This window comes from Virgibacillus sp. NKC19-16, assembly GCF_021560035.1.
Classification (GTDB): domain Bacteria; phylum Bacillota; class Bacilli; order Bacillales; family Amphibacillaceae; genus Virgibacillus_L; species Virgibacillus_L salidurans.
Window position 1 is genome coordinate 1,097,283 of record NZ_CP074373.1, and the last position, 25,541, is coordinate 1,122,823.

The 25,541-nt window shown below is 37.3% G+C and carries 25 protein-coding genes and 1 pseudogene; 24 read left to right on the forward strand and 2 right to left on the reverse strand.

Translation table 11 applies throughout. The features are described from left to right. The first annotated feature begins 104 nt into the window (after positions 1 to 104). The 19 genes and pseudogenes from KFZ58_RS05885 (at position 105) to KFZ58_RS05970 (ending at position 18,135) form a co-directional block, all read left to right on the forward strand. Positions 105 to 1,229: an alpha-hydroxy-acid oxidizing protein gene (locus KFZ58_RS05885; protein ID WP_235793873.1), complete on the forward strand. Its 1,125-nt coding sequence runs from the start codon at positions 105 to 107 to the stop codon at positions 1,227 to 1,229. 560 nt (positions 1,230 to 1,789) lie between these two features. After that, positions 1,790 to 1,999, forward strand: a complete 210-nt coding sequence (locus tag KFZ58_RS19145; protein ID WP_255695069.1) for a transposase — start codon at positions 1,790 to 1,792, stop codon at positions 1,997 to 1,999. A gap of 89 nt (positions 2,000 to 2,088) precedes the next feature. Continuing rightward, positions 2,089 to 2,262 carry a transposase gene (locus tag KFZ58_RS19150; RefSeq protein WP_255695070.1) on the forward strand — a complete coding sequence of 58 codons (174 nt, stop codon included), beginning with the start codon at positions 2,089 to 2,091 and terminating at the stop codon, positions 2,260 to 2,262. After that, positions 2,256 to 2,549, forward strand: a pseudogene (locus KFZ58_RS05895) (NAD-binding protein); the annotation flags it as partial. The gene KFZ58_RS19150 and the pseudogene KFZ58_RS05895, both read left to right, overlap by 7 nt. 8 nt (positions 2,550 to 2,557) lie before the next feature. Further along, a complete protein-coding gene (locus tag KFZ58_RS05900) occupies positions 2,558 to 3,997 on the forward strand; it encodes a four-carbon acid sugar kinase family protein (RefSeq protein ID WP_235794678.1) in 1,440 nt (479 codons plus the stop codon). A 103-nt stretch (positions 3,998 to 4,100) separates the two neighbouring features. Further along, positions 4,101 to 4,937, forward strand: coding sequence for a class II fructose-bisphosphate aldolase (locus KFZ58_RS05905; protein ID WP_235793874.1), 837 nt, complete (start codon positions 4,101 to 4,103; stop codon positions 4,935 to 4,937). Between the two features lie 598 nt (positions 4,938 to 5,535). Next, a complete protein-coding gene (locus KFZ58_RS05910) occupies positions 5,536 to 6,348 on the forward strand; it encodes a sugar phosphate isomerase/epimerase family protein (protein ID WP_235793875.1) in 813 nt (270 codons plus the stop codon). Between the two features lie 61 nt (positions 6,349 to 6,409). Further along, a complete protein-coding gene (locus KFZ58_RS05915) occupies positions 6,410 to 7,366 on the forward strand; it encodes a 3-hydroxyacyl-CoA dehydrogenase family protein (RefSeq protein ID WP_235793876.1) in 957 nt (318 codons plus the stop codon). A 153-nt stretch (positions 7,367 to 7,519) separates the two neighbouring features. Beyond that, the gene (locus tag KFZ58_RS05920) at positions 7,520 to 8,899 is read left to right on the forward strand and encodes a GntP family permease (protein WP_235793877.1); all 1,380 of its coding nucleotides are present in this window, start codon (positions 7,520 to 7,522) and stop codon (positions 8,897 to 8,899) included. 121 nt (positions 8,900 to 9,020) lie between these two features. Beyond that, positions 9,021 to 9,845: a sugar phosphate isomerase/epimerase family protein gene (locus KFZ58_RS05925; RefSeq protein ID WP_235793878.1), complete on the forward strand. Its 825-nt coding sequence runs from the start codon at positions 9,021 to 9,023 to the stop codon at positions 9,843 to 9,845. A 5-nt stretch (positions 9,846 to 9,850) separates the two neighbouring features. Continuing rightward, on the forward strand, positions 9,851 to 10,747 hold the full coding sequence (locus tag KFZ58_RS05930; RefSeq protein WP_235793879.1) for a sugar phosphate isomerase/epimerase family protein: 897 nt from the start codon (positions 9,851 to 9,853) through the stop codon (positions 10,745 to 10,747). 19 nt (positions 10,748 to 10,766) lie between these two features. Then, a complete protein-coding gene (locus KFZ58_RS05935) occupies positions 10,767 to 11,777 on the forward strand; it encodes a C-terminal binding protein (protein ID WP_235793880.1) in 1,011 nt (336 codons plus the stop codon). 24 nt (positions 11,778 to 11,801) lie between these two features. Then, entirely contained in the window at positions 11,802 to 12,710 is a 909-nt protein-coding gene (locus tag KFZ58_RS05940) for a dihydrodipicolinate synthase family protein (RefSeq protein WP_235793881.1), read from the forward strand. 41 nt (positions 12,711 to 12,751) lie between these two features. Continuing rightward, positions 12,752 to 13,753 (forward strand): dihydroxyacetone kinase subunit DhaK, encoded by a 1,002-nt coding sequence (gene dhaK, locus KFZ58_RS05945; protein WP_235793882.1) that lies wholly within the window; start codon positions 12,752 to 12,754, stop codon positions 13,751 to 13,753. Between the two features lie 12 nt (positions 13,754 to 13,765). Beyond that, a complete protein-coding gene (gene dhaL / locus KFZ58_RS05950) occupies positions 13,766 to 14,404 on the forward strand; it encodes a dihydroxyacetone kinase subunit DhaL (protein ID WP_235793883.1) in 639 nt (212 codons plus the stop codon). Between the two features lie 93 nt (positions 14,405 to 14,497). Further along, positions 14,498 to 15,394 carry a 2-hydroxy-3-oxopropionate reductase gene (locus KFZ58_RS05955; RefSeq protein WP_235793884.1) on the forward strand — a complete coding sequence of 299 codons (897 nt, stop codon included), beginning with the start codon at positions 14,498 to 14,500 and terminating at the stop codon, positions 15,392 to 15,394. Between the two features lie 281 nt (positions 15,395 to 15,675). Beyond that, positions 15,676 to 16,665, forward strand: a complete 990-nt coding sequence (locus KFZ58_RS05960) for a dihydroxyacetone kinase subunit DhaK (RefSeq protein ID WP_235793885.1) — start codon at positions 15,676 to 15,678, stop codon at positions 16,663 to 16,665. Between the two features lie 35 nt (positions 16,666 to 16,700). Then, on the forward strand, positions 16,701 to 17,369 hold the full coding sequence (dhaL, locus tag KFZ58_RS05965) for a dihydroxyacetone kinase subunit DhaL (RefSeq protein ID WP_235793886.1): 669 nt from the start codon (positions 16,701 to 16,703) through the stop codon (positions 17,367 to 17,369). Beyond that, complete coding sequence (locus KFZ58_RS05970) at positions 17,362 to 18,135, forward strand: triose-phosphate isomerase (RefSeq protein WP_235793887.1); 774 nt, start codon at positions 17,362 to 17,364, stop codon at positions 18,133 to 18,135. Before dhaL (KFZ58_RS05965) ends, KFZ58_RS05970 begins: the two co-directional genes overlap by 8 nt. 47 nt (positions 18,136 to 18,182) lie before the next feature. On the opposite strand, the gene KFZ58_RS05975 is transcribed toward KFZ58_RS05970, so the two are convergent. Beyond that, positions 18,183 to 18,944: a DeoR/GlpR family DNA-binding transcription regulator gene (locus tag KFZ58_RS05975; protein ID WP_235794679.1), complete on the reverse strand. Its 762-nt coding sequence runs from the start codon at positions 18,942 to 18,944 to the stop codon at positions 18,183 to 18,185. Positions 18,945 to 19,247: 303 nt separating this feature from the next. On the opposite strand from KFZ58_RS05975, the gene rpiB reads away from it, so the two are divergent. From rpiB to tkt, 4 genes are read left to right on the forward strand one after another with little or no spacing between them, the layout of a single operon-like run. Further along, the gene (gene rpiB, locus KFZ58_RS05980) at positions 19,248 to 19,739 is read left to right on the forward strand and encodes a ribose 5-phosphate isomerase B (RefSeq protein ID WP_235793888.1); all 492 of its coding nucleotides are present in this window, start codon (positions 19,248 to 19,250) and stop codon (positions 19,737 to 19,739) included. Between the two features lie 17 nt (positions 19,740 to 19,756). Then, positions 19,757 to 20,704 carry a class II fructose-bisphosphatase gene (gene glpX / locus KFZ58_RS05985; RefSeq protein WP_235793889.1) on the forward strand — a complete coding sequence of 316 codons (948 nt, stop codon included), beginning with the start codon at positions 19,757 to 19,759 and terminating at the stop codon, positions 20,702 to 20,704. Positions 20,705 to 20,738: 34 nt separating this feature from the next. Continuing rightward, on the forward strand, positions 20,739 to 21,401 hold the full coding sequence (fsa, locus tag KFZ58_RS05990) for a fructose-6-phosphate aldolase (protein ID WP_235793890.1): 663 nt from the start codon (positions 20,739 to 20,741) through the stop codon (positions 21,399 to 21,401). Positions 21,402 to 21,416: 15 nt separating this feature from the next. Beyond that, positions 21,417 to 23,429 (forward strand): transketolase, encoded by a 2,013-nt coding sequence (gene tkt, locus KFZ58_RS05995; protein ID WP_235793891.1) that lies wholly within the window; start codon positions 21,417 to 21,419, stop codon positions 23,427 to 23,429. 279 nt (positions 23,430 to 23,708) lie between these two features. Here tkt and KFZ58_RS06000 read toward each other — a convergent pair whose 3' ends face one another. Next, on the reverse strand, positions 23,709 to 24,674 hold the full coding sequence (locus KFZ58_RS06000) for a P1 family peptidase (protein WP_235793892.1): 966 nt from the start codon (positions 24,672 to 24,674) through the stop codon (positions 23,709 to 23,711). Between the two features lie 478 nt (positions 24,675 to 25,152). Between KFZ58_RS06000 and KFZ58_RS06005 the strand changes: the two genes are divergently transcribed. Then, a complete protein-coding gene (locus KFZ58_RS06005) occupies positions 25,153 to 25,356 on the forward strand; it encodes a transposase (protein ID WP_235793893.1) in 204 nt (67 codons plus the stop codon). Positions 25,357 to 25,541 lie beyond the last annotated feature (185 nt).

Here is a 25,541-nt window from a genome sequence, read left to right on the forward strand (position 1 = left end):
TTCCCTCCCTCTTCTGAGGAAGGACCTCAGAAATCACTAACAATGAATCACTTAAAGATAGTTTATTCTTAAATACAAAAATTATTTCACAAGGAGAAGTTTATATGTTAAATGAAATAAAGGATAAAATAAATTATAGTGCACCAAAAGATGTTAAAGAGTTAGATGTTATAAATGTTTTTGAATTAGAAAAATTGGCTAAGGCTGTGTTACCAAAAGATGGATATGATTTTATATATGGTGGTGCTGGAGACGAATATACTCTAAGAAATAATATTGAAGCTTGGAATAAAAAAGGTATTTTACAAAGAGTATTAGCTGATACAGAAAATCCGGACATGCGTACTACTATATTAGATCAAGAATTACAATTACCTGTTATAGTTGCTCCAATTGCTGCGCATGGTATTGCTCATGATTCAAAAGAAGCTGGAACTGCTAAAGGTGTTTCAGAATATGGTGGAAGTATTATGTCTATTAGTGCTTACTCTAGTAGTAATTTTGATGATATCGAAAACGGCCTACAGGGTAATAATCGATGGTTCCAAATTTATATGAGTGATGATATTGAAGTTAATAAAAATATTATTGATGAAGCAAAAGCTGTAGGAGCTTCAGCGATTATTTTAACAGCTGATACAAATGTAGATGGTAGAAGAGAACGAAATCTCCGTAATAAATTTGTTTACCCCTTTGGAATGCCAATTGTTGCGCGGTATTTAGAAGATGGCGCTGATGATACTTCTTCTGATACAGTTTATAGTAATAAAAAACTAAAACTTTCAGTTGAAGATGTTAAATTTTTAACTAATTATTCAGATTTGCCGATCTTTGTTAAAGGTGTTCAAACGCCAGATGATGCTCTTAAAGCTATCGGTGCTGGTGCTTCTGGTATTTGGGTATCTAATCATGGAGGGCGACAATTAGACGGTGCTCCTAGTTCATTTGATACTTTGGAAGATATTTCAAATGCTATTCAAGGAGAAGTTCCGATTGTATTCGATAGTGGCATTAGACGTGGTGAACATATATTTAAGGCAATTGCAAGCGGTGCAGATTTAGTAGCAATTGGCCGTCCTGTTTTATACGGGCTGGCCAACGGTGGATGGAAAGGAGTTAAATCCGTTTTCGAGTATTTTGAAAAAGATTTGAGAACAGTTATGCAATTAGCTGGTACACAAACAATAGAAGACATTAAAAACGCACAGCTCTTTGATTACAATAAATAAAATAAATATCTCAAAACTGAGTTCATTTAATCTGCATCCCTTTATGTCCAAAAGATTGTGAAGTTCGAAAATTATTCGGATAGAATTTTAAGGTAAATAAAAGACATCTGTTTCCCTTATTATGATGATAATGCGAACAAAAAATCATAATGTGGTGAAACGGATGCACAATCATTGTACTAATCAAGCTAGATATTCCAAAATCTCATATTAATTATAGTTATTTAGATGAGAAGAAGGATCTTATTTTTGATGGGGAGCCGGTAGCGCGTACGTTCTTGCCTTATTTGTTGCAGTGATCGAGTGAAACAAAGTGGAACGCTTTATTTTCGATTTACGCTATGTCAATGGAGTCTTTGAAGAGGTTATAATAAAATCAAAAGCGCTGCAAAAACGTTATTACTTCTCTTGAAATTGGAATGTCTACCAACAACGAATTTTTGTTAAATACAATGTGAAAGTAAAATAAATGAAAGGGAGCCCATTTTTGGTAATGGTAATGTAATAAGTGACAAAACAAAAAACATACCAAAGCGGACTCCTTTTATGACTAATAGTGTGTGAAGGTAAATTTTGACGCCGGTGATTTAACGGGTGATGCTGGTATTTTATTATATCAGGAATTTAGTGATGTTATCAGATTACATAAAATTGTTGAACAAATGGTTCACATAAAAGATGGTGTATCCCATCGTGATCATGTCAATCATGATGTTATCATGCAAAAGATTTTTCAAAATGCTACGGGTTATATGCAGGCGATCATGTAGATAACTTGAAAAACACCCCGGTATTTACGACAGTCTTTGATAAGCACGAACTAGCTTCCCAGCTTACCATGTCCTGATTAAATCAACAATTGGATAAGGGAACAATGAAACAATTCCAGGAGGTAAACCGAATAATGATTGATCGCTTTCACGAGCTGGAGCCACCTGAAATCCTTGTGCTGGATATTGATTCATCCGATTCACCAACCTACGGGGATCAGCATGGCGGTTCGTATAATCTACATTACGGTGAAATAATTTAAATATCGCTGCTATGTCCGAAGCATTTGTTATGGCAAGTAAAGAAGACATTGATGTTAAAAAAATTGTATGAGGCAATCAGAGGTGGATTAGCAGGAAATTCAGTCCTTGATGCAGATATTACGAATGTAGTAGATACCGCTCATGAAATTGGTGTGCCAATGCATTATCAAATCAATTACTGGAAATTTTCCATGCATTAAAGGTCGGTGGAAAAGCAACAGGTGATCATGGTGGTATTGTTCAATACTTTGAAAAACTTGCGAATGCTGAGGTAAGGAGGACATAAATATGAGCATGATTAACAGTACGAAAAAAAGATTAGCTAATGAAGTTTTTGATAAAATCCATGCGGTGAATACAAATGTTATCAAAGAAATGCTTGAAAAAGAATTAGCTGATCTAAACAAAAAAATCGTTGTGCTTGATGATGACCCGACAGGAGTACAAACTGTTCACGATATTTCAGTTTACACGGATTGGTCGGTAGATAGTTTGAACAAGGGTTTTGCCGAGCAAAATTCTATGTTTTTCATATTGACAAACTCCAGAGGATTCACAGAAGCTGAAACGGAAAAAGCACATGTAGAAATTGCTGAAAATGTGTTAGAAGTATCGAAAAAAAATAATAAGGATTTTATCATCATTAGTCGTGGAGATTCTACTTTACGAGGTCATTACCCTCTTGAAACAAAGGTCTTAAAAGAAACCATTGAATCAAGCTCTGAAACTAAGTTTGACGGAGAAGTAATCCTTCCGTTTTTCAAAGAAGGCAACCGTTTTACGATCGACAACATCCACTATGTTCAAAATGAGGACTATTTGGTACCAGCTGGCGAAACGGAATTTGCGAAAGACAGAACATTTGGTTACACGAAATCTCATTTAGGTGAATGGGCTGAGGAAAAATCAAATGGCGAATTTAAAGCCGAAGATACAACCTATATATCACTGGAAAAACTCAGAGCACTTGAGATAGAGAAAATAACAAATCAATTATTAGAAGTGAGTGATTTTAACAAAGTCGTTGTTAATGCGGTAGATTACGTCGATGTGGAGATTTTTGTTATTTCCCTCATTAAAGCAATGAAAGCAGGCAAACGCTTTATGGTTAGATCTGGAGCTGCTCTTACGAAAGTGATAGGAGGAGTAAGAGATAAAGGCTTACTTACTAGAGATGAATTGATTAAAGAGGAAGTCAATCATGGTGGTTTAATCATTGTTGGCTCTCACGTTAAAAAGACGACTGAGCAGCTTGAGGAATTGAAGAAATGTGATTTTATTGAGTTTGTTGAATTTAATGTTCACCTTGTTTTACACCCTGAACAGTTCAAAGCTGAAACAGATCGAGTGATTGAAACAAGTGAAAATCTCATTCGTTCAGGTAAAACTGTAGCCATTTATACAAAACGGGAAAGACTAGATCTTGGTGAAGACAAACAAGAAGAAGAACTTAAGCTTTCCGTTCAGATCTCAGAAGCAGTAACAAGTATCGTTCAAAGGTTAAAAGTAAGACCTAGTTATATTGTGGCTAAAGGCGGTATTACCTCAAGTGATATTAGAACAAATGGCCTTGAAGTGCAAAGATCGACTGTTGCTGGACAAATCAAGCCAGGAATTCCTGTATGGTTTACTGGGGAGGAAAGTAAGTTTCCAAGTATTTCTTACATTATATTCCCTGGAAATGTGGGAACAAAAGATGCGCTTAAGGAGACAGTTGAAATTTTAGATAAATAGGCTATTGAAAAATCCCATTCGTATACGGCTGAATGTTAACAATAATGGTGTATAGGCTCGTATACGAGTGAAAAAACTTAAAAAAACGAAAAAGGAGCACAAAATGCTATCAAATACAGAAGATGTATTAGAAAATGCACAGAAAGACAAATACGGTGTCGCAGCGTTTAATGTATATAGCCTAGAAACTGTTCAAGCAGCTATCAATGTTGCTGAAAGGGAAAGTCAACCCGTTATTATTGCATTAGGGGAGCGATACTTCCTAACCGTTGATGTTGAAGGGTTTTCAGCGATGGTTAGGGCAATGGCAGATAAAGCTAGTGTCCCAGTTTCGCTTCATTTGGATCATGCATATGAAAAAGAATCCATCATTCGTGCCATTCGCTGTGGATTTTCATCTGTTATGTTTGATGGTTCAGCGTATAATCTTGATGAAAACATGCGTCTTACAAAAGAGATAGTAGAAATCGCTCATATGGCAGGGGTGTCCGTTGAGGCGGAGATTGGTTCATTAGCACGAGGGGCTTTTTCTGATGAGGAAGAAGGCGATGGGACACTTACTGATCCAAAGTCCGCAAAAGAATTTGTTGCAGAAACAGGCGTGGATTTTTTAGCTGCCGCTATTGGAACAGCACATGGTATGTATAAAGGAGAACCTAAAATTGAGCTTGATCTTTTAGATAGAATTCGCCAGTCTGTTGATGTCCCCCTGGTTCTTCATGGGGGTTCTGGTACACCGGAAGATAAAATGAAACAAGCGATACAAAAAGGAATTTGTAAAATTAATGTGAACACAGAAATATCCATGGCTGCCGTTTCCCATTTACAAGCTTATTTCGAAAATAAAGAAATGGTTCATCTCTCAACTGTAATGGCAGAGATGCAGCATTCTATGGAACCTGTAATGACTAAATTTATTAAGTTATTTGCTAACAAGTGAACTTTTATTAAGTGAGAGTAGATTTACATTCAATAACAAAATACCTAGAACAAGAACGCATCAAATAGGGGTCGACAAATAAGTACAGATAGTTGGCATGTCCGTCAACATGAGATATAGATATAGAGAAGAAAGTTTATGACAACTGGTAATTTATTGATTGTTATATTCAATTTCGTCATTGCTATTTTAAAGCAAAGCTTGAATCGTTTATTTCATTAATTGGAGTAGCGTTTTAATAGCCATTGCTATAGGCTATTAATGTATATAAGATTTAATTAATTCCCTGATAACAGACGAGCATACGAGCTTATCTATTATCAGTTTTTTTAATTTGTTAATTATTTATCAACAGTTGCTCTTTTCTTTAATAATTTCATAGTATTCAATAGTAGAGTAATTTTATCAAAAAACATGCATATTTATTTTTGTTTGCTTTCATTTAATTTACAGTTATTTTTCATACGAAAATATACAACAACAATATTGACAAATTAAAAATAAGTGATAATATAGAAGTGAAGAAATGAGTAAACGATTACAAATCCAATATTGGTAATTGACCAGAATCCATTTTACAACAAAGAGGTGACAGAAGATGGAAATTAAATTTGGTTGTCATGGATCTACTTGGGAACTGGATTATGATAAGGAAGTAGATTATTTAGATGACATCATGGATACGGTTAGCAATGCTGGCTTCAATGGTATTGATGTACAGGTTGCTATGTTAGGGAAGTACAAAGAGCAGCCAGAGAGACTTAAAGAGGAACTTGATAAAAGAGGTATAGAATTAGCAGCTTTAACTGTGCCTTTCTCTTGGGAGAATGATGAGGAAACAAAGGAAGAAAAAGATCGCGCTGATTATTATATAAGCTATTTAAGAAATTTCCCGAAAGCTGTTATGAATTTGCCTTCAAGAGTTGGTCCTAATAGGGATAATTTATTAAAAAGACAAAAACAAATTATTAATTGTGCAAATACAGTAGGGAAAAGAGCATCTGAAAATGGGGTAGTTGCTTCCTTTCATCCAGCATCACCTCCAACATCTTATTTTAGAACTAAAGAAGACTATAAAGTTTTATTTAAAGGCTTAGATACTAGATTCATAGGATACACACCAGATGCAGGTCATATTATGGCTGGTGGAATGAACCCAGTAGAAATAGTACGAGATAATCTATCCATTATTAAACATGTTCATTTTAAAGATTGCAGTAAAACCTTTGAATGGAAAAAAATGGGTACTGGTGATATTGATTTTCCTACAATTGTCCAAAATCTCAAGGATTATGGATATAAAGGATGGATTATGGTAGAAGAAGAAACAGAAGAAACAGCTGTAAATCCAGATAAGGTAATATATGATATCAATGATTATGTAGTTAGTAATTTGAAGCCGATCCTATAAACTAGAATACTTTGGTAAGCGTTTCATTCACAGAAAATAAATAATAATAAGAGGTGTAAATATGTCTAGTCAAGAGAATTTATCTATTGTTGGTTCTGGAATCATGGGTCATTCTATTGCTTTGACCGCTGCTTGGTCAGGACTTGAGGTTAAAGTATGGGGGATGAACGAAGAAGATATTCAACGTGCGCGTGTTGGGCTTGAAGACAAATTGAATGGATTAGTAGGTTATGACGTTTTCAATGAGGATGAAAAACAACGGATTATTAATTCTATTACTTTCACTGAATCCATTGAAGAATGCGTTTCTAACGCTACATTCGTGATAGAAGCGATACCTGAAATCCTTGAACTCAAACAAGATTATTTCAAGAAATTGGATGAATTATGCCCAGAAAATACAATCATAGGCAGTAATACTTCTGGCCTTAGTGCAACTGAAATCGCTAAATTAACTACTAATACTGAGCGCACTGTTGTGACACATTTCTGGAATCCTGCTCATTTAATGCCATTAGTTGAGGTTGTACGTGGAGAACATACATCTGACGAAACAGTTGAACGTTCGATGGCACTTCTGGAATCAATGAATAAGAAACCGATTCTTGTTAAGAAGGATGCATTAGGTTCAGTTGGAAACCGCCTACAATATGCAATTTTTAGAGAAGCACAGTACATTCTCGAACAAGAAATTGCATCTATGGAGGATATTGACGACGCTATACGATATAGTCTTGGTCGGCGCTTTGGTGTAACTGGACCGTTTATGACTATGGATATGGGGGGCTTAAACACGAATGCATCTATTACATCTTATCTGTTTGAGGATCTAAGTGATAAAAAGGATATTTTCCCAGCCATGAAAGAACTGGTTGATAATGGTCACCATGGTCCAAAAACTGGAAAAGGCTTTTATGAATGGACACCTGAATTCACAGAACAAATGGAACACCAGCGTGAAGAGGAATTAATTCATTGGCTTAAGAAAGATATTGAAGAAGCGAATAATAAGAAGTGATTCAAATAGTCTTGTCTGGAACGAAAATTTAATTCTAAACAGCGATTTTAATTATGTTTGATAGGGTGAGAAGGGAGAAGTCGCAGAACATATTGTTCTATCTCTTCTCCAATTACTAACTATCATAAAAGTTGATTTTAAGGTGGGTATTATATGGGAGAGTCAGCATGGCTAATTATTGTTGCCATTTTAGGAGTAGTTGCGTTATTGTTTCTCGTAATGAGAACAAAGCTTCAAGCGTTTCTGGCGCTTATTTTGATAAGTTTTATTGTTGGTTTAGCTGTTGGTATGACGCCAGAAGAAATTATAGCAACTTTTGAGACGGGTATGGGTGAAACGGTAGCCTTTATTGCGATCGTAATTGGACTAGGGGCTATGTTTGGTGAAGTGTTAAAAGTGTCAGGTGGTGCCGAACGCCTAGCACTAACAATGATAAATAAGTTTGGTGAAAAAAGATCATCATGGGCACTCGGTATAGCTGGTCTAATCATTTCCATTCCAATATTTCTTGATGTAGCACTAGTTATTCTTATGCCTATATTGTATACATTAGCGAACAAAACAAAGAAATCATTGTTATTCTTTGGTGTTCCTTTGTTGGCTGGACTACTTGTTGCTCATGGTATGATACCGCCTACACCAGGTCCAATTGCTGCATCATCGATTCTAGGAGCAGACTTAGGTTGGGTTATCCTGTTCGGTATTCTAGTTGGTGTTCCAGCAATGATTTTAGCAGGTCCAGTGTATGGTAACTTCATCTCTAAAAAAATTCATGTTCCTGTACCGGAAGAGATGAACCAACAGGCAGCAGCACTTGCTGATTTAGAAGAACAGGCTGATGCAAAGGAGCAAAAGGAGTTACCTAGCTTTATCAGTGTTATTTCCATTATTATGTTGCCGTTGATTTTAATGTTATTAAATACACTAGCGCCTTTTATTTTAGAAGAAGGATCTGTTTTAAGAAACATTCTAGTATTTATTGGTCATCCTTACGCGGCGCTAACGATAACCACGTTGTTAACATTCTATATTTTTGGTACAAAACGAGGATATTCAAGAGACGAAATTCAACAAATTACTACAAAATCGCTTGAACCTGCAGGAATTATCATTCTAATTACAGGTGCTGGTGGTATATTTGGTGAAATGCTCGTTGCTTCCGGCGTTGGTGATGTGATGGCAAATGCGATGGAGCAAGTAAATCTACCTGTAGTTGTATTTGCTTTCCTAACGGCAGCCTTGCTGAGACTAGCTGTAGGGTCAGTTACTGTTGCAATGGTTACTTCTTCTAGTATAGTTGCTCCAATATTAAGTACAATGAGTATTAGTGATCCGATGATGGCTGTACTTGTTATCACTATTGCTTCTGGTGCTGTTATTGCACCTCACGTTAGTGATTCAGGCTTCTGGATGGTTAACCGTTATTTTGGTATGAGTGTAGGGGACACACTTAAATCCTGGACTGTTTTGGCCACTATCATATCATTTGTAGGTTTCGGGTTAACTTTAATTCTTAGTCTATTTCTAATGTAACAACTATGAAAAATTGAAAAAGAACTCTATATTTTGTTATAGGGTTCTTTCAAAAACCGGTATGATAGAATTGTAATATACTAAATAAAGATCAAAATAGAAGAAATAGGAGGAATTTAAAATGGCAATGGAATTTGGATATCAAGGTTCAACTTGGGTATTGGATTATGATGTAGAAGCAGACATCATGGATCAGATTATGGATGATATTAAAAATGGTGGGCTAACAGGGTTAGATATGCAGGTTTCGCTATTAGGGAAATACAAAAATGCGCCTGAAAAGTTTAAAGAAGAACTTGATAAAAGAGGACTTAAGCTAGCTGCGTTAACCATTCCACATGCTTTTGAAGGTGGAAAACCCTCTCCTCAAGAAAAGGAATTAGAAGATTACTATTTTGAGTACTTAAAACATTTTCCGGGCGCTATCATGAATGTGCCTTCTAGAGTCGGAAAAAATCGGGATAATTTATTGCAAAGACAAAAAGAAATCATTAAAGGTGCAAATGAATTAGGAAAGCGTGCGATTGAAGATCATGGTATTATTACATCCCTTCATCCAATTTCATATGTGACTTCTTACTGGAGATTTAAAGAAGACTATGACGTGCTTTTTGATGGATTAGATCCAAAATATATGGGCTATACGCCGGATGCTGGTCATATTGAATTTGGTGGAATGGAAGCTGCAGAAATTATTAAAGAAGCTTTACCATTGGTTAAACACGTCCATTTCAAAGATGCTTCGAAGAACAATGAATGGATGAAGATGGGTGAAGGAGATATTGATTTCGAAAAATGTATAAATGTTCTTAAAGATGGCGGTTATAACGGATGGGTTATGCTTGAAGAAGAAACAGGAGCTGAGCAAGAAAATACAAGCGAAGTCATTGTAGAACTTGGCGATTACGTAAGGAAAAACATTTATCCGATTGTTAAAGGAGAATAGTAGACATGAATATAAATCTTATTCCTTCTTTACTAATACCTGAAGTCTTTCATCCATTAAAAAGAGAAAAGAACTTTACTGCAGATGTAATTGAAAAGGTCGTTGAAGAAGATTTTTACAAATCGATTGAATTAGGTGATGGTTTTGAGAAGCCTGAACGGAAGCGCATCTTAGAACTAACTGAATTAAATGGGATTGAAGTAACGCAATGGCTTACATTCTTAATTGAAGAGAATAATCTTGATGTTTCATCACTAGATTCAAAGCTTAGATTAGAAACTGTAAACCAAATAAAAGATAGTTTGTATGCATCTGCAGAAATCGGTGCAAAAAATATTGCACTTGTGACGGGTGATGACCCGGGTGCAGATCTTTGGGCAGATGGTATTGAAGGTCTTTATGAAAGTTTATGCGAAATAGCAGAAGCTGGAAGAGCATACAATATGAACTTATTGATCGAACCACTTGACCGTTTTGCACATAAAAAGCGCATTATTGGTACAACGGATGAAACGGTTGCGTTGTTAAGCAGAGTACAGGAAAAGCATGATAATGTTGGTATAGCATTTGATACGGCACATGCAGCACTTAATGGCGAGGATATCTTTGAAGCATTAGAAAAAGGAAAATCTCTTATTCATCAAATTCATTTTTCAAATGCTGTTCTTGATTCAAACAGTGAATTATATGGCGATTTTCATATGGAAATTGGCTCTCCCGGATTCTTAACAACTGAAAAAATCAGTGCGATTTTGCGAAAAGCAGATGAACTAAAAATTCAAGAGAATGGCTTGCGTGTAGCTGCTGAGGTGCGCGGTAAAGGTAATGAAGAATCTTGTTTCCAAAATGAAAAGCAGCTAAGAACAATTTTACAAGAGGCATTAAAACTAGCTAGTAACTAATTAGAGGGTGGTAGAATCAATGAAAGTAGTAATAACTGATCATGAATATAAAGATCTGCGTTTTGAAGATAAAATACTGGATCATGAAGATATTGAAGTTATAAAAATGCAATGTAAAACAGAGGATGAAGTAATTGAAGCTTGTCATGATGCAGATGCAATCATGAATCTATATGCTCCGATTTCACGTAGAGTTATTGAGAATCTAAAAAATTGTAAAGTTATTACACGTTACGGTGTCGGAGTAGATACGATTGATTTAGATGCTGCAACTGAACATGGGATTTGTATTGGTAATGTACCAGACTATGGTGTTGATGAGGTATCTGATCATGCTCTAGCTTTAATTTTGAGTCTTTTACGCAAAATAACTACTTCAAACCAAATCGTTAAAAATGGTACATGGGATGTAAATCTATCAAAACCTATCCGCAGATTAAATAAGTTGACAATAGGTTTAGTTGGATTTGGAAACATTCCTAGGAGACTGGCAATGAAAGTACAAGCATTAGGTTTAAATGTTATTGTATCAGATCCATTTGTATCTGAAGATATTGCTAAGGAGAGTAACGTCACACTTGTATCATTAGAAGAGCTATGTGAGAGCTCTGATCTCATATCTGTGCATGTACCACTTACTGCGTCAACAAAAGGAATGATCGGGAAAGAACAATTTGGCATGATGAAAAAAGGTGTCTATCTTGTCAATACAGCCAGAGGACCCGTTGTTGATGAAGATGCACTTTTAGAAGCGATAGAAAGTGGAGTTGTTGCTGGTGCTGGCCTAGATGTCATTGAAACAGAACCAATCAATCCAGATCATCCATTCTTAAAAATGGAAAATGTGACGCTTACACCACATATGGCGGGCTATTCAGAAGAATCTGCTGAAGAAATGCGTTCAAAAACAGCATTGGGTATTACAGATGTCTTATTACGTGGAGAATATCCAAAATACCTTGTAAATAAAGGTGTTAAGGAAAAAGTAGAATTAAAACCGTTTGTTATGGATGAACGTTATCAGTTTTAAATGATTTGGAATGGGGCTGACTTTATGTCTACAAAAAGAAACTTTCAGGGTATTATTCCACCAGTATCAATCATCTTTGATACGAATGGAGAACTTGATAAAAAAGGAATGGCAGATGTAATTGATTTTTTAATTGATGCGGGTGTAGATGGCCTGTTCTTTCTTGGTAGTGGCGGAGAGTTCTCACAAATGTCAAGAGAACTTAGAATGGAAGTGGCAGCATTTACGACAGAGTATGTAAATAAGCGTGTGCCAGTATTAATAGGCACCGGAAGTCCCAGCACTCATGAAGCTATTACATTAAGTAAGCATGCAGAAGAAATTGGTGCTGATGGAATTGTCGTCATTAATCCATACTACTGGCCGTTAACAGAAGAAAACTTGTTAGTACACTACGGCGAGATAGCTGAGGCTGTAAATCTACCAATATTACTATATAATTATCCTGATTTAACAGGTCAAAACATGAGTCCGGAATTTGTCTTGAAATTGATAGAAAAACATCCTAATATTGTTGGAATTAAAGACACGATTGATTCTGTAGGACATATACACGATATGATTTTAACTGTGAAAGGGAAATATCCTGAATTTACCGTTCTTGCTGGCTTTGATAATCATTTACTAAATACGTTAAGCTTGGGGGGAGATGGTGCAATTTGTGCAAGTATAAATTTTGCACCAGAACTTGCAATAGGTGTATATAATGCTTTTTATGAAAATGATATGGAAACAGCAGTGAATTTATACAAAAGACTAGCAATCCTTCCAACAATGTATAAACTTGATTCACCATTCATCAGTGTTGTCAAAGAAGCAATGAAGTTAAAAGGATTGGATATTTCAACACACGTTCTACCGCCAACTCGCATGCTTGATTCGGAAAAACAAGAAAAGCTTCAAGAAATCTTAAAGAAAGCAGAGTTACTTTAAGGATAATTCAGAAAATAATTTTTATGAAAGGAGCATCTGGAATGAAAAAACTTATCAATGATGGTGAAAATGTAGTTGAAGAAATGATCGATGGATATGTGAAGGCACATCCAAACCATATTAAAGCTTTGGAGGAAAATGACCGAGCACTGGTTTCGGCAAAGACAAAGGATGATGGTAAAGTTGCTATTCTAATTGGTGGTGGTTCTGGTCACGAGCCAGCATTCATGGGCTATGTTGGGGAAGGAATGGCAGATGGTGTTGCTGTCGGTAATATTTTTGCATCTCCACCACCAGCACCAATTGTAGAAGTAACAAAGGCAATCGATAAGGGTGCAGGCGTAGTCTATCTTTATGGGAATTATGCTGGTGACGTGATGAACTTTGGTATGGCTGCAGAGCTTGTGGAGATGGAAGATATTAATGTTGAAATGGTGCTTGCTTCAGATGATGTTGCATCCGCACCAAAAGAACAAAAAGAAAAACGCCGTGGTATTGCAGGTGAATTCTTTGTTTATAAAACGGCTGGTGCCGCTGCAGAACAAGGATATAACTTAGAGGACGTTGCAAGAATAGCGAGAAAAACAAATGAAAACACACGGTCTATGGGTGTTGGATTAACACCATGTTCATTGCCACAAACAGGAGAACCAAGCTTTGAAATTGGTGATAATGAAATGGAAATTGGCCTGGGACACCATGGGGAACCCGGAATTAGAAAAGTACCACTAGAATCAGCTGATCGTGTTGCAGATCAACTCTTGGACGTTATTTTTCAAGATATGGCAATAAATGAGGGAGAAGATGTTGCAGTCCTTGTTAATGGTTTGGGATCAACTCCTCGAATGGAATTATATATTATGTTTAGAAGAGTTGAGCAAGTTTTGAAAGAAAAAGGAGTTAATATCTGTCGTTCTTATGTTGGTGATTATATTACATCACTCGAAATGGGAGGATGCTCCATTACACTCACTAAATTAGATGATGAGTTAAAGGAAATGGTAGATCAACCTGTCGACTGCCCAATGTTTGTACAAAGATAAGGAGAATGCATAATGAATATGACAGCAACAGATTTTACTGAATATTTCAAGCAAGTAGTCGAAGTTATGGAAAATGAAAAAGATTACCTCTGTGAACTTGATCGTAAATTAGGTGATGGAGATCATGGTGTCACGATGTCCATCGGTTGGCAGGCTGTAAATGAACAGTTAAATAATAAGCTAGCGGATGAAACAGATTGTGGAAAGATCAGTTCTACAGTTGGTATGACATTCTTAAATGCGGTTGGTTCTTCTGTTGGCCCATTATATGCTACAGGATTTATGCGCGGTGGAAAAGTAGTGAAAGGTAAATCAGAACTTAATGATACAGACCTTAAAGACTTTTGGACTGCCTTTGTTAATGGTGTACAAGAACGGGGAAAAGCCGAAGTTGGTGATAAAACCATCATGGATACACTCATTCCTTTTGCAAATAGATTGGAAGAAACCTTTGCTCAAACAAATGATTTCGTAAGTGCGTTCAAAGAAGCATTGTTGGCAGGGGAGGAAGGAATGAAATCTACGAAAGATATTGTTTCGAAAATAGGTCGTTCAAGTCGATTAGGTGAGAGATCAATAGGCGCCCAAGATCCAGGAGCTACTTCTGCCTATTTTATTTTATCTACATTCCAACCATTTTTGAACAACTAAGAGTGATTTAAATGTCACCCCGATAACTACCTTTTGGTTATCGGGGAATATTAAATCAATTTACTAAAATACTATTTAATGGAGGAATTACAAATGAAAGTTGGATTTGTTGGGTTAGGTATTATGGGAAAACCAATGGCTGGTCATATCATTAAAGATGGTTTTGAAACCTATCTTTTTGACATAAATACAAATGCTGTCAATGAATTAGTAGAATTGGGCGGACATGCATGTGAATCAAATAAAGAAGTAGCAGAAAACAGTGATATAATCATTACAATGCTTCCTACCGCAAAACATGTGTCACAAGTGTTATCAGCTGATGATGGTCTTGCTGAAAATGGTAAAGCCGGATCCGTTATTATTGATATGAGCTCCGTATCAACGGAAGAATCAAAAGCATTTGCAAGCGAATTAAAGGAATATGATATTCACTTTATTGATGCGCCTGTAAGCGGGGGCGAACCAATGGCGATTGAAGGTAAACTCTCCATCATGGTCGGCGGAGATGAAGCACAGTTTAATAAAGTACTACCGATATTCCAAGCAATGGGAGAGAATATCGTACATTTTGGGGAAGCTGGGACTGGATCTGCGGCAAAAATTGCCAATCAAATAATTGTCAGCACCAACCTTGCTGCATTATCAGAAGCCTGCGTATATGCAAGTAAATCCGGTATCGATTTAAATAAACTATTCGAAGCCATTCATGGTGGTTTAGCAGGTAGTGCTGTTATGGATGCTAAAATGCCGCGAATCATTGATAGAGACTTCGAACCAGGTGGCCGAATCGAAACGAATTATAAAGATTTAGGAAACATCCAATCATCAGCAAATGCTATTGGCGTACCACTTCCTGTTACAAATTTGGTAAAAGAAATTTTTAGCTCAGAAATTGCAAATGGAAATGGAAAAAAGGATCATTCATATATCATTAACTTCTTTGAAAGAATGGGAAACTTCCAAACGCCAAAAGGAGGAAAATCCTAGGAATCTAGTAAATCAGGGGGGATAGAATCCCCCCTATTGAAATAATAGATTCATTCGTCATTTTAACAGACAGCTCTCTAACTCTATTAGTAGCTACCCCCTCTCATCAATTTAATTTTTTTCTTCTTTTTAAATAGAATATTTCTTATCTTGAACTACACCTGCTATTAAAATGAATGTTTAATTGACACAAATTCCTATTATGTTTATAATTAAAATGAAACAAAACAAAACAAAAGTAAATAAAAGTAATTGCATATAATCGAGAGGAGATGTAGATCTTGAAAAAAGTCATCAACAAACCTGAATCAGTCGCTCAAGAAACGATTGAAGGATTCATGTATGCCTATAAAAATTCCCATAAAAAACTGGAAAATGTAAACGGAATCACACGTAAAGATCTCAAAGATAAAGTAGCAGTAGTTATTGGTGGAGGTAGTGGACATGAGCCATTGTTTCTTGGATTTGTAGGAGAAGGACTTGCGGATGGTGTGGCACTAGGAAATGTGTTTGCAGCACCTACACCGAACACGATACAGGAAGTGGCTAAAGCAGCTGATTCAGGCAAGGGCGTTCTATTTATCTATGGAAATTATGCTGGTGATGTTTTGAATTTTGATATGGCGGTTGAAATGCTTGAAATGGAAGATGTCGATTCACGTACTGTAAGAGTCAGTGATGATGTAGCATCCGCTCCTGTTGAAAGGAAAGAAGATCGCAGAGGAATCGCTGGAGATGTATTTGTTATAAAAATAGCAGGTGCAGCTGCTGAGAAGGGTAAATCGTTGGATGAAGTTTTTGAAGTTACACAAAAAGCGTGTGATCAGACATATTCTATAGGAGTTGCTTTATCACCTGGAACGATTCCGGATTCCGGAGAGCCAACCTTTACACTGGCTGATGATGAAATGGAGTTAGGCATGGGTATTCACGGCGAACCAGGGATGGAACGAACGAAAATAATGAAAGCGGATAAATTGGTTGATCGATTAATGGATACGTTGTTAAAGGAAAGCAATGTACGCGAAGGCGATGAAGTTAGTGTGCTTGTAAATGGACTTGGGTCGACGACATTAATGGAATTGTTTATTGCCAATCGCCGAGTGGCACGGGTTTTAGAAGAAAAAGGGGTTAATGTATATGATATGGATGTAAATAGCTATTGCACCACGCAAGAAATGGGTGGGTTTTCCATCACGTTGCTGAAATTAGATGATGAATTAAAAGAGCTACATGATGCAACAGCGAATTCACCATATTACAAGAAGTAAGCGAAAAGTTAAACTATAGGTAGGGGGAAAGCAACATGAATGTAGAAGCGCAAACAGTAAACTTGAGTGTAGCCCAAGTAAAGGAAATGTTTCTTTATGTCGGGAAGCAAATAATCGAAAATAAGCCTCTTTTAACGGAAGTCGACAGTGCAATCGGTGATGGAGACCATGGGATTGGAATGTCAGTGGGCTTTTCCAAAGCAGAAGAAGACTTAAGCCAAAAAGAGTGTAAATCAATAAATGATATATTTAAAACAATTGGTATGTCCATGATTAATTCCATGGGCGGGGCATCAGGTGTTATTTTTGGTACTTTATTTACAGGAGGGGTCAAGAAGCTCGATGCTAAAGAAACGCTGGATTTACAATTAATGGCTGATATTTTTGAAAAATCTCTGGAGGCCATTAAGACACGTGGGAAAGCTAGTTTGGGAGATAAAACAATGATAGATGCACTTGAGCCTGCTGTAGAGGGGTTAAAAGAAAGTGCAGACAAACCTGTAAGTTTACTGGAAGGATTAAAAAATGCAGAAGAAAAGGCTGCTGAAGGTGTAGAAAGTTCCAAAGAATATGTAGCTAAATTCGGAAGGGCTAAATCACTGGGAGAAAGGGCGATTGGTCATCAAGATGCGGGTGCCACAACGATTTGGATCATTTTTAAATCTATGAGGGAATGGCTGGAAGGTTCTGCCGCTAATGAATAAGATTTGGATAGGGACCAATTGGAAGATGACAAAGACAATCGAAGAAGGCTTATCCTATACAGAAGATCTAAAAAAGATAGCAGAAAACGTCTCTTCCGCTATTGAGTTATTTATTATCCCTTCGTATACTGCTTTAGTGTCGATCAAGGAGCTGACTTCAAGTTCTAGAATTCATTTAGGTGCTCAGAATATGCACTGGGAAGATTCGGGTCCTTATACCGGAGAGATTTCTCCTCGGATGTTAGACGAGATTGGGATAGATATCATAGAACTTGGACATTCCGAGCGCAGGCAGTATTATAATGAAAACGATGAGGATATAAATAAAAAGGTATTAGCTGCATTACGTTATGGCATGAAACCACTAATTTGCATTGGGGAAAATATAGAACATAAAAGCAATAATATTTCTAAGGAAACATTGGCCTCTCAACTTAAAGTCTGTTTGAAGGGGTTAACGGATGAGCAGGCACGTAATGTAATGATCGCTTACGAGCCAGTTTGGGCAATAGGCGAAAAAGGAGTTCCTGCAGATGCTGGGTATGTGGCAGAAATCCACACCTATCTGCGCAAAACGTTGGAAAATCTTTTTGATCATTCTGGTAGTAGTATTCCTTTGTTATATGGGGGAAGTGTCAATAGAGAAAACTTCCTAAATTATATTGATATAACAGATGTGAACGGTCTGTTTATCGGTAGATCAGCTTGGGATACGGATAGTTTCCGTGAAATTCTTGAACGGTTGGAAAAGCATTTGTATGGATAGAAAATAGAGAGCAGTCAAAAAGGCTGCTCTCTATCATTGGTAAAAGCTTATCTTATAACATTAACCTGATGATCGGCCAACTTCTGTAATACATCATTTGACACGTTTTCATCAGTAATGATCGTATCAATTTGATCCGTTGATGCAAAACTGGCTATGGAACTGGTTCCTATTTTTGTGTAATCTAACAGTGCTATCACTTTATGTGCCTTTTCTGCCATTACTTTTTTTAATTCTACCTCATACACGTTAAAGTCAGTAAGGCCATCTTCAATTGTAAATCCACTGGCTGAAGTGAACATTAGATCAATATTAATTTTGTCCAAAATATTAATTCCTAAAAGTCCTTCCAATGCCGTTGATCCCATTCTTAGCATACCGCCAATTAATATAACATTAATGCCAGGGTTTTCTTTTAATTCTAAAGCAGCGGAAATTCCGCTTGTTACGACGGTCAGTTTTATTTCTTCTTGCTTTAGGTGTCGAGCTAATTCCAAGCTAGTTGTACTTGCATCCAATAAAATACAATCTTTTCGCTGGACGAGTTCCACAGCTTTATTTGTTATTGTTTGCTTACTTTCTATATTTCTCATAGCCCTTTCAGAAAAACTATTCGATGGGGGCGCATTTTCATTAAGAACCGCTCCCCCATGTGTACGTGTTAACAACCCTTCCTTTTCCATTGTATTTAAATCTGTACGCAGCGTTGCTTCTGATACATCTAATGATTTGGATAGATCCTTCACCGTTATTCGCTTATTTTGTTGAAGGAGATTTAATATTAACTTTTTTCGCTCGGCAGCAAACATTTTACTCAAATTATCACCTACATACTATGTTAGTTTTTAATATATTACAAAATAAATCTTAATACTACGAATTAATCATACCACGAATATAAACGAAAGAAAACAAAAATACGGAAAACATAGGTGAATTATTTAATTACACTATATTTATATCAATGCTTCAAAGAAAAGCAAGTTCATTTATTGTCGATTATTTTCGAAATGAAAATAAATGAGTAAAAACCATTGATAAAAACAAAAAAATATAATAAAATAATAATAGAAACAATAAACCTTATAAAAATACGAAAGGAGAAATTATATATGAAACTAGGTATCGGAAGCGACCACAATGGTTTTGAATTAAAAGAAGAAATCAAAAAACACGTAGAGGAAACGACGGACCATGAAGTAGTGGATTATGGTTGTCATTCCTGTGATGCAGTGGATTACCCGGATGTAGCATTTGAAGTTTCACAAGCAATTAGTGAAGGGGAACTTGATCGAGGTATTCTTATTTGCGGAACAGGAATTGGTGTTGCAATCGCTGCAAATAAATATCCTGGCATTCGAGCAGCAACTGCGCATGACACGTATTCTGCTGAAAGAGCACAATTAAGCAATAATGCACAGATCCTCACAATGGGAGCACAAATCATTGGTGTAGAAGTTGGGAAGAAAGTGGCTGAGGCTTATTTGAATGTGGAATGGGCAGAAGGTTCTAAGCGTAAAGTTGATAAAATTATTGAAAAGGAAAAAGAGTTTACAGGTAAAGGGATGCAAGAGGAAGCGGCATCTGGTAACCAATGCAGCTAAATTAGGGGGAATATCTAATGCAATCCTTGTTATTAGATTTTTTAAAAGTAACCGAATCGGCTGCCATTGCTGCATTGCCCTGGGTTGGCAGTGGGAACAAAATCGCAGCGGATGATGCGGCAACAAGTGCAATGCGTGATCAGCTGAATGAGATGAACATGCATGGAACCATCGTGATGGGAGAAGGGGAAATTGATGAGGCGCCAATGCTTTATATTGGTGAAAATCTTGGAAAAGGCGGGGAAACCGAAGTTGATATTGCAGTGGACCCGATCGAAGGAACGACACCGACTGTGAATGGGCAAGATAACGCGATTACAGTAATAGCAGCAGCACCAAAAGGCACGTTGCTTCATGCTCCAGATATGTATATGGAAAAAATAGCAGTTGGGCCAAAAGCAAAAGGTGAAATTGATATTGAAGCTCCATTACTTGAGAATATAAAAGCAGTGGCTAAAGCAACTGGGAAAGATATTACAGAATTAAATGTTCTTATTCAAGACAGACCCAGGCACAAAGAGTATATTGATACGATAAGAAAATCAGGAGCAAAAGCGCATCTATTTAATGATGGAGACGTTATTTACGCTACTGCAACATGCATTGAAAATAAAAATATCGATATGTTCCTTGGTGTTGGTGGGGCACCAGAAGGGGTGTTAGGCGCTGTCGCGGTTAAATCCCTTGGTGGTGAAATGCAGGCCAGACTCTTGCCGCGAAATGAAGAAGAAGTAAACAGGTGCAAGGAAATGGGATTGGCTGATCCTAGAGGCGTCTTAACACACAATCAATTGGTTGATTCAGAAGACTGTATTTTTGCTGCTACAGGAATCACAGATAATCTATTATTGAACGGTATTAAAATGAACAATGGAGACTGTACGACCCACTCTATTTTAATAAATGGTAAAGATAAACAATTGCGGTATATTGAAAGCCAATACAATACGAAGCAAGCCATATAAAGATTAAAATTTTAAATTATCAAGGAGGATAATAATGGAATTTTTCTTAGATACAGCTAATATAGACGAAATCAAACGAATTAACCGTTTAGGTTTAGTAGATGGGATTACAACAAATCCGTCCATTATCGCAAAGGGAAACAGGGATTTTGAAGAAGTTATCAAAGAAATTTGCAGTATTGTAGATGGCCCCGTCAGTGCGGAAGTAATCAGTCTTACTGCAGATGAAATGGTAGAAGAGGCAAGAGAGATTGCGAAGTGGGCATCAAACGTGGTTGTTAAAATCCCAATGACCGAAGCTGGTTTAGAAGCAGTTAATACGATTTCTAAAGAAGGGATCAAAACAAATGTTACGTTGGTGTTCTCTGTTGCACAGGGTCTGATGGCAGCAAAAGCAGGTGCAACTTATATTAGTCCTTTTGTTGGCAGAGTGGATGACATCGGGGAAGACGGAATAGCGTTAATCCAACGCTTAAAACAAACACTACAAAACTATCAATATGATGCAAAGATTATTACAGCTAGCGTCAGAACGATTGGTCATTTAGAAAGCGCTGCCTTAGCTGGGGCGGATATAGCAACGATTCCTGGGTCACTTTTACCGAAGTTATGGAAACATCCATTAACGGATAATGGGATTGAACAATTTTTAGCAGATTGGGAAAAGGTTCCAAAGAAAGCTGAAACTTTATCATAGAAGGGGCTGAAAATAATGACAACAACTCAAGTTTCTGTTGAACAACAATCGATTAACACTATTCGTACCCTTAGCATTGATGCAATTGAAAACGCAGCCTCTGGGCATCCCGGACTGCCTATGGGAGCTGCACCAATGGCGTACACATTATGGACAGATTTTATGACGCATAACCCAAAAAACTCTAAATGGTTTAACCGTGACCGTTTTGTCCTGTCTGCTGGTCATGGATCGATGCTTTTGTATAGCTTGCTTCATTTGTCAGGGTATGATGTCACGATGGAAGATTTGAAGGGATTCCGCCAATGGGGTTCAAGAACTCCAGGTCATCCTGAGGTCCATCATACAGACGGTGTAGAAACAACTACCGGACCGCTTGGGCAGGGAATTGCAACTGCGGTAGGAATGGCGATGGCTGAAGCGCATCTTTCTGCAACGTTTAATAAAGATGATTTTTCTATTATCGATCATCACACATTTGCATTAATCAGTGATGGGGACTTAATGGAAGGCATCTCACATGAAACAGCATCACTTGCAGGACATCTTGGTTTAGGGAAATTAATTGCACTATATGATTCGAATGATATATCACTGGATGGTGAGTTAAATAGATCATTTTCCGACAATACAGAGGAACGATTTAAAGCATATGGTTGGCAAGTCATTCGTGTTGAAGATGGAAATGATGTAGGCGCATTACGGAAGGCTTTAGAAGAAGCGAAACAAAATACAGCCCAGCCAACGTTAATTGAAGTAAAAACCGTTATTGGATTCGGTTCGCCTAATAAATCTGGTTCTGCAGCATCACACGGTGCACCACTCGGGGAAGATGAAGTGAAATTAACAAAAGAAAACTACAACTGGACACATGAACCTTTTTATGTACCAGAGGAAGTTTACACCGATTTTAATGAAAAAATAGGCAAAAAAGGTGCTGAAGCAGAAGAAAATTGGAATCAATTAGTACAGGCCTATAAAGAAAAATACCCTGAAACTGCTAATGATTTGGAATTAGCGATGAATGGGAAGTTGCCAGTAGATTGGAAGAAAAATCTACCAGTTTACGAGCATGGAAAAGATAAGCTTGCAACACGTGCCGCCTCTGGTGAAGTAATAAATGCGATTGCCAAAGCAGTACCAAACTTTATTGGTGGAAGTGCTGACTTAGCAGGATCCAATAAAACACTGATTGACGGCCAAGCGGATTTCACACGTGAGAACTATGCAGGAAAAAATATTTGGTTTGGTGTCCGTGAACATGCGATGGGAGCGGCATTAAACGGGATGGCACTACATGGCGGACTGAATGTTTATGCAGGTACATTCTTCGTATTCAGTGATTATTTACGTCCTGCAGTTCGACTGTCATCGATTATGAAATTACCTGTGACCTATGTGTTCACACATGATTCCATCGCTGTTGGTGAAGATGGGCCAACACACGAACCAATTGAGCATTTAGCATCGTTCCGAACAATGCCAGGACTCTCACTTATTCGTCCAGCAGATGGAAACGAAACCCAAGCAGCTTGGCGTCTGTCTCTTGAGTCAACGGATAAACCAACTGCATTAGTCCTGACTAGACAAGGTCTACCAACGTTGGAAGGAACAAAAGAACATGCCTATGAAGGTGTTAAAAAAGGTGCGTATATTGTTAGTGAAGCATCGAAGGAAACGCCTGATGCATTGCTACTCGCAACTGGTTCTGAAGTGCAGCTAGCTGTAAAAGCACAAAAAGAACTGAGCGAAAAGGGTATTGATGTTCGTGTCGTAAGTATGCCTTCCTGGGATCGTTTTGAAGAACAGGATCAAGGATATAAGGATAAAGTAATTTCACCAGACGTTAAACGTCGACTTGCCGTTGAAATGGCTTCCTCGTTTGGCTGGGAACGCTACGTAGGTGATGAAGGTGAAGTACTTGGAATCGATACATTTGGTGCTTCAGCAAAAGGTGAAAAGATTATGGAAGCGTATGGTTTTACGGTGGGGAATGTGGTTAGAACCGTAGAGGAATTGGTGGAATAAGAAAATTTAAGTGGTGCGTAATTAAATTTTAGTATGGATGAAGCTGTTAGACTTGATGAGAATGAATGAATTTTCTCTTTGGGGCTAACAGCTTTATTTGATATGGTAATTTAATAGATTTATCATGTGAGAAATTTTGAGGGAGTTATCCTACAAAAAAATATTGGACTGCTCCAAAAGACCGATAAATGCTATTTTGGAGTCAGTCCTTGATACTGCTATATCTGATGCATTAATTTTTATTTTACTCAAATAGACTTTTTCTCACTCAACGTCTTATTAGTTCTTCTGTAAATCAGAGTAACTGGTAACCCCATGTAACGAGGTTGCCATTTTTACTGCCCTGATGACAGCTTCTCCCACTACATCTGCAGCTAAAAGTCCAACTAAATCCAGGTCACATTCAACTTTCCCTGTAGCCAATGTAAAAATTGTATCACCATCAACCATAGTGTGTGATGGACGCATTGTTCTGGCAAAACCATCGTGGGCCATAGAAGCTAATTTATTGGCTTCAGACTTATTTAATTTTGCATTGGAAACAACAATGCCGATTGTGGTATTCTCCTGATTTTTATTTGTTTGATTCTCAAATTGTTTAATCATAAATTCCTCAGTATTTACAAAATCACCAGAATCAGAGAGCGCTCCGGCAATAATCTCTCCTGTTTCCGGGTTAACCACATCTCCAAAACTATTCACAACTACCATAGCACCGACCATTAATTCACCTACCTGAAGACAATATGTACCTAGACCACCTTTCATTGCCCGGTCCATTCCTAAGACTTTTCCAACTGTTGCCCCTGTTCCAGCACCAATAGTACCTTCTTTACAATCATCTCCAGTGGCATTTTCACATGCCTGCAAACCCATTTTTTTATCAGGTCTTTTTTTATAATCCCCTATACTCAAATCGTATAGTATTGCCCCTGGAACGATCGGAACCTTAGTAACTCCGACATCAAATCCTGAGTCATTATTTTCTAGGTACTCCATAATTCCTGCCGCAGCATCCAAACCAAAAGCACTTCCTCCTGACAATAAGATTCCATGTGCCTTATCAATCCTGTTTACAGGGGAAAGAAGTGCCGTTTCACGGGTTCCTGGTGATCCACCTTCTACATCAACACCAGCTGTTGCTCCCTCTTCACATAAAACAACAGTACATCCCGTAGCTCCTTTATAATCTTGTTCATGCCCAACTTTTATGCCTTCGATGTCAGTAAGCTTCCTTTGTAACATCAGATCCCTCCATTCATTGATTTTTGCAGTGACTAAATCTATTTACATTTAAAACTATGGATTTGCAAAGAGATTTATGACAACATGGGTGTCAGGCTTAAAGACCGGAACGAGAGGAGCTGATTGTACCAGTGCAATAGAGATTTAAGCTTATCGGTTTTTCATATACAATTTTGAAATCCATTGGTTATATATAAAGCAGGGAAAGGAGAGTGACTTTTCTCTTTAAATGTTCAAGCTGTAATGGTGCGATATGATATAAATAGTTCTACTCACCAATACAATCGAAAAAAGTTAGGAAATAGGGGTATCTTTTTGAAAAAGTTATAATTAGTTCTCTACATTTTCTATAGCTATATTACTTTTGTCAACAAACTCCCAGAAGGCAGCATAAATTTTTTTCATTTTAATGCCACCAAATCAACTTTCGGTACGATAGTAATTAAAAAGAGATGCTCTATTAAGGGAGATTTTATAAATGGGTAAAGATAGCGTAACTTTCGAAGAGATGTTAAATGCATCACTGCCGGCGACCGATACCGAAGATGAGGAAGCAATTCTCAATCGCTTCATTTATCGCATATCGAACGCCAAAATAATAGGGAAAAACAATCAGGTTCGAACCATGATTCAACAAGGGTTTGGTTATTCATTAAATTCAATCAAGCTCGAATGTCGATGAAAGAAGAACGGGATGCCATGACCAAATAGAGAAGATACCAGAATCGTTACGAGCGTCGTTTAAGGCAAAATGAGCAGCAAAGCGCCTAGCTAGATAACAATTTCGACAAATATGCTGTCTGTAACTATTTCCTGCTCTTTAACTGTTGAATATTATCGTTAACCTCGCGATTTGTTACAGAACCA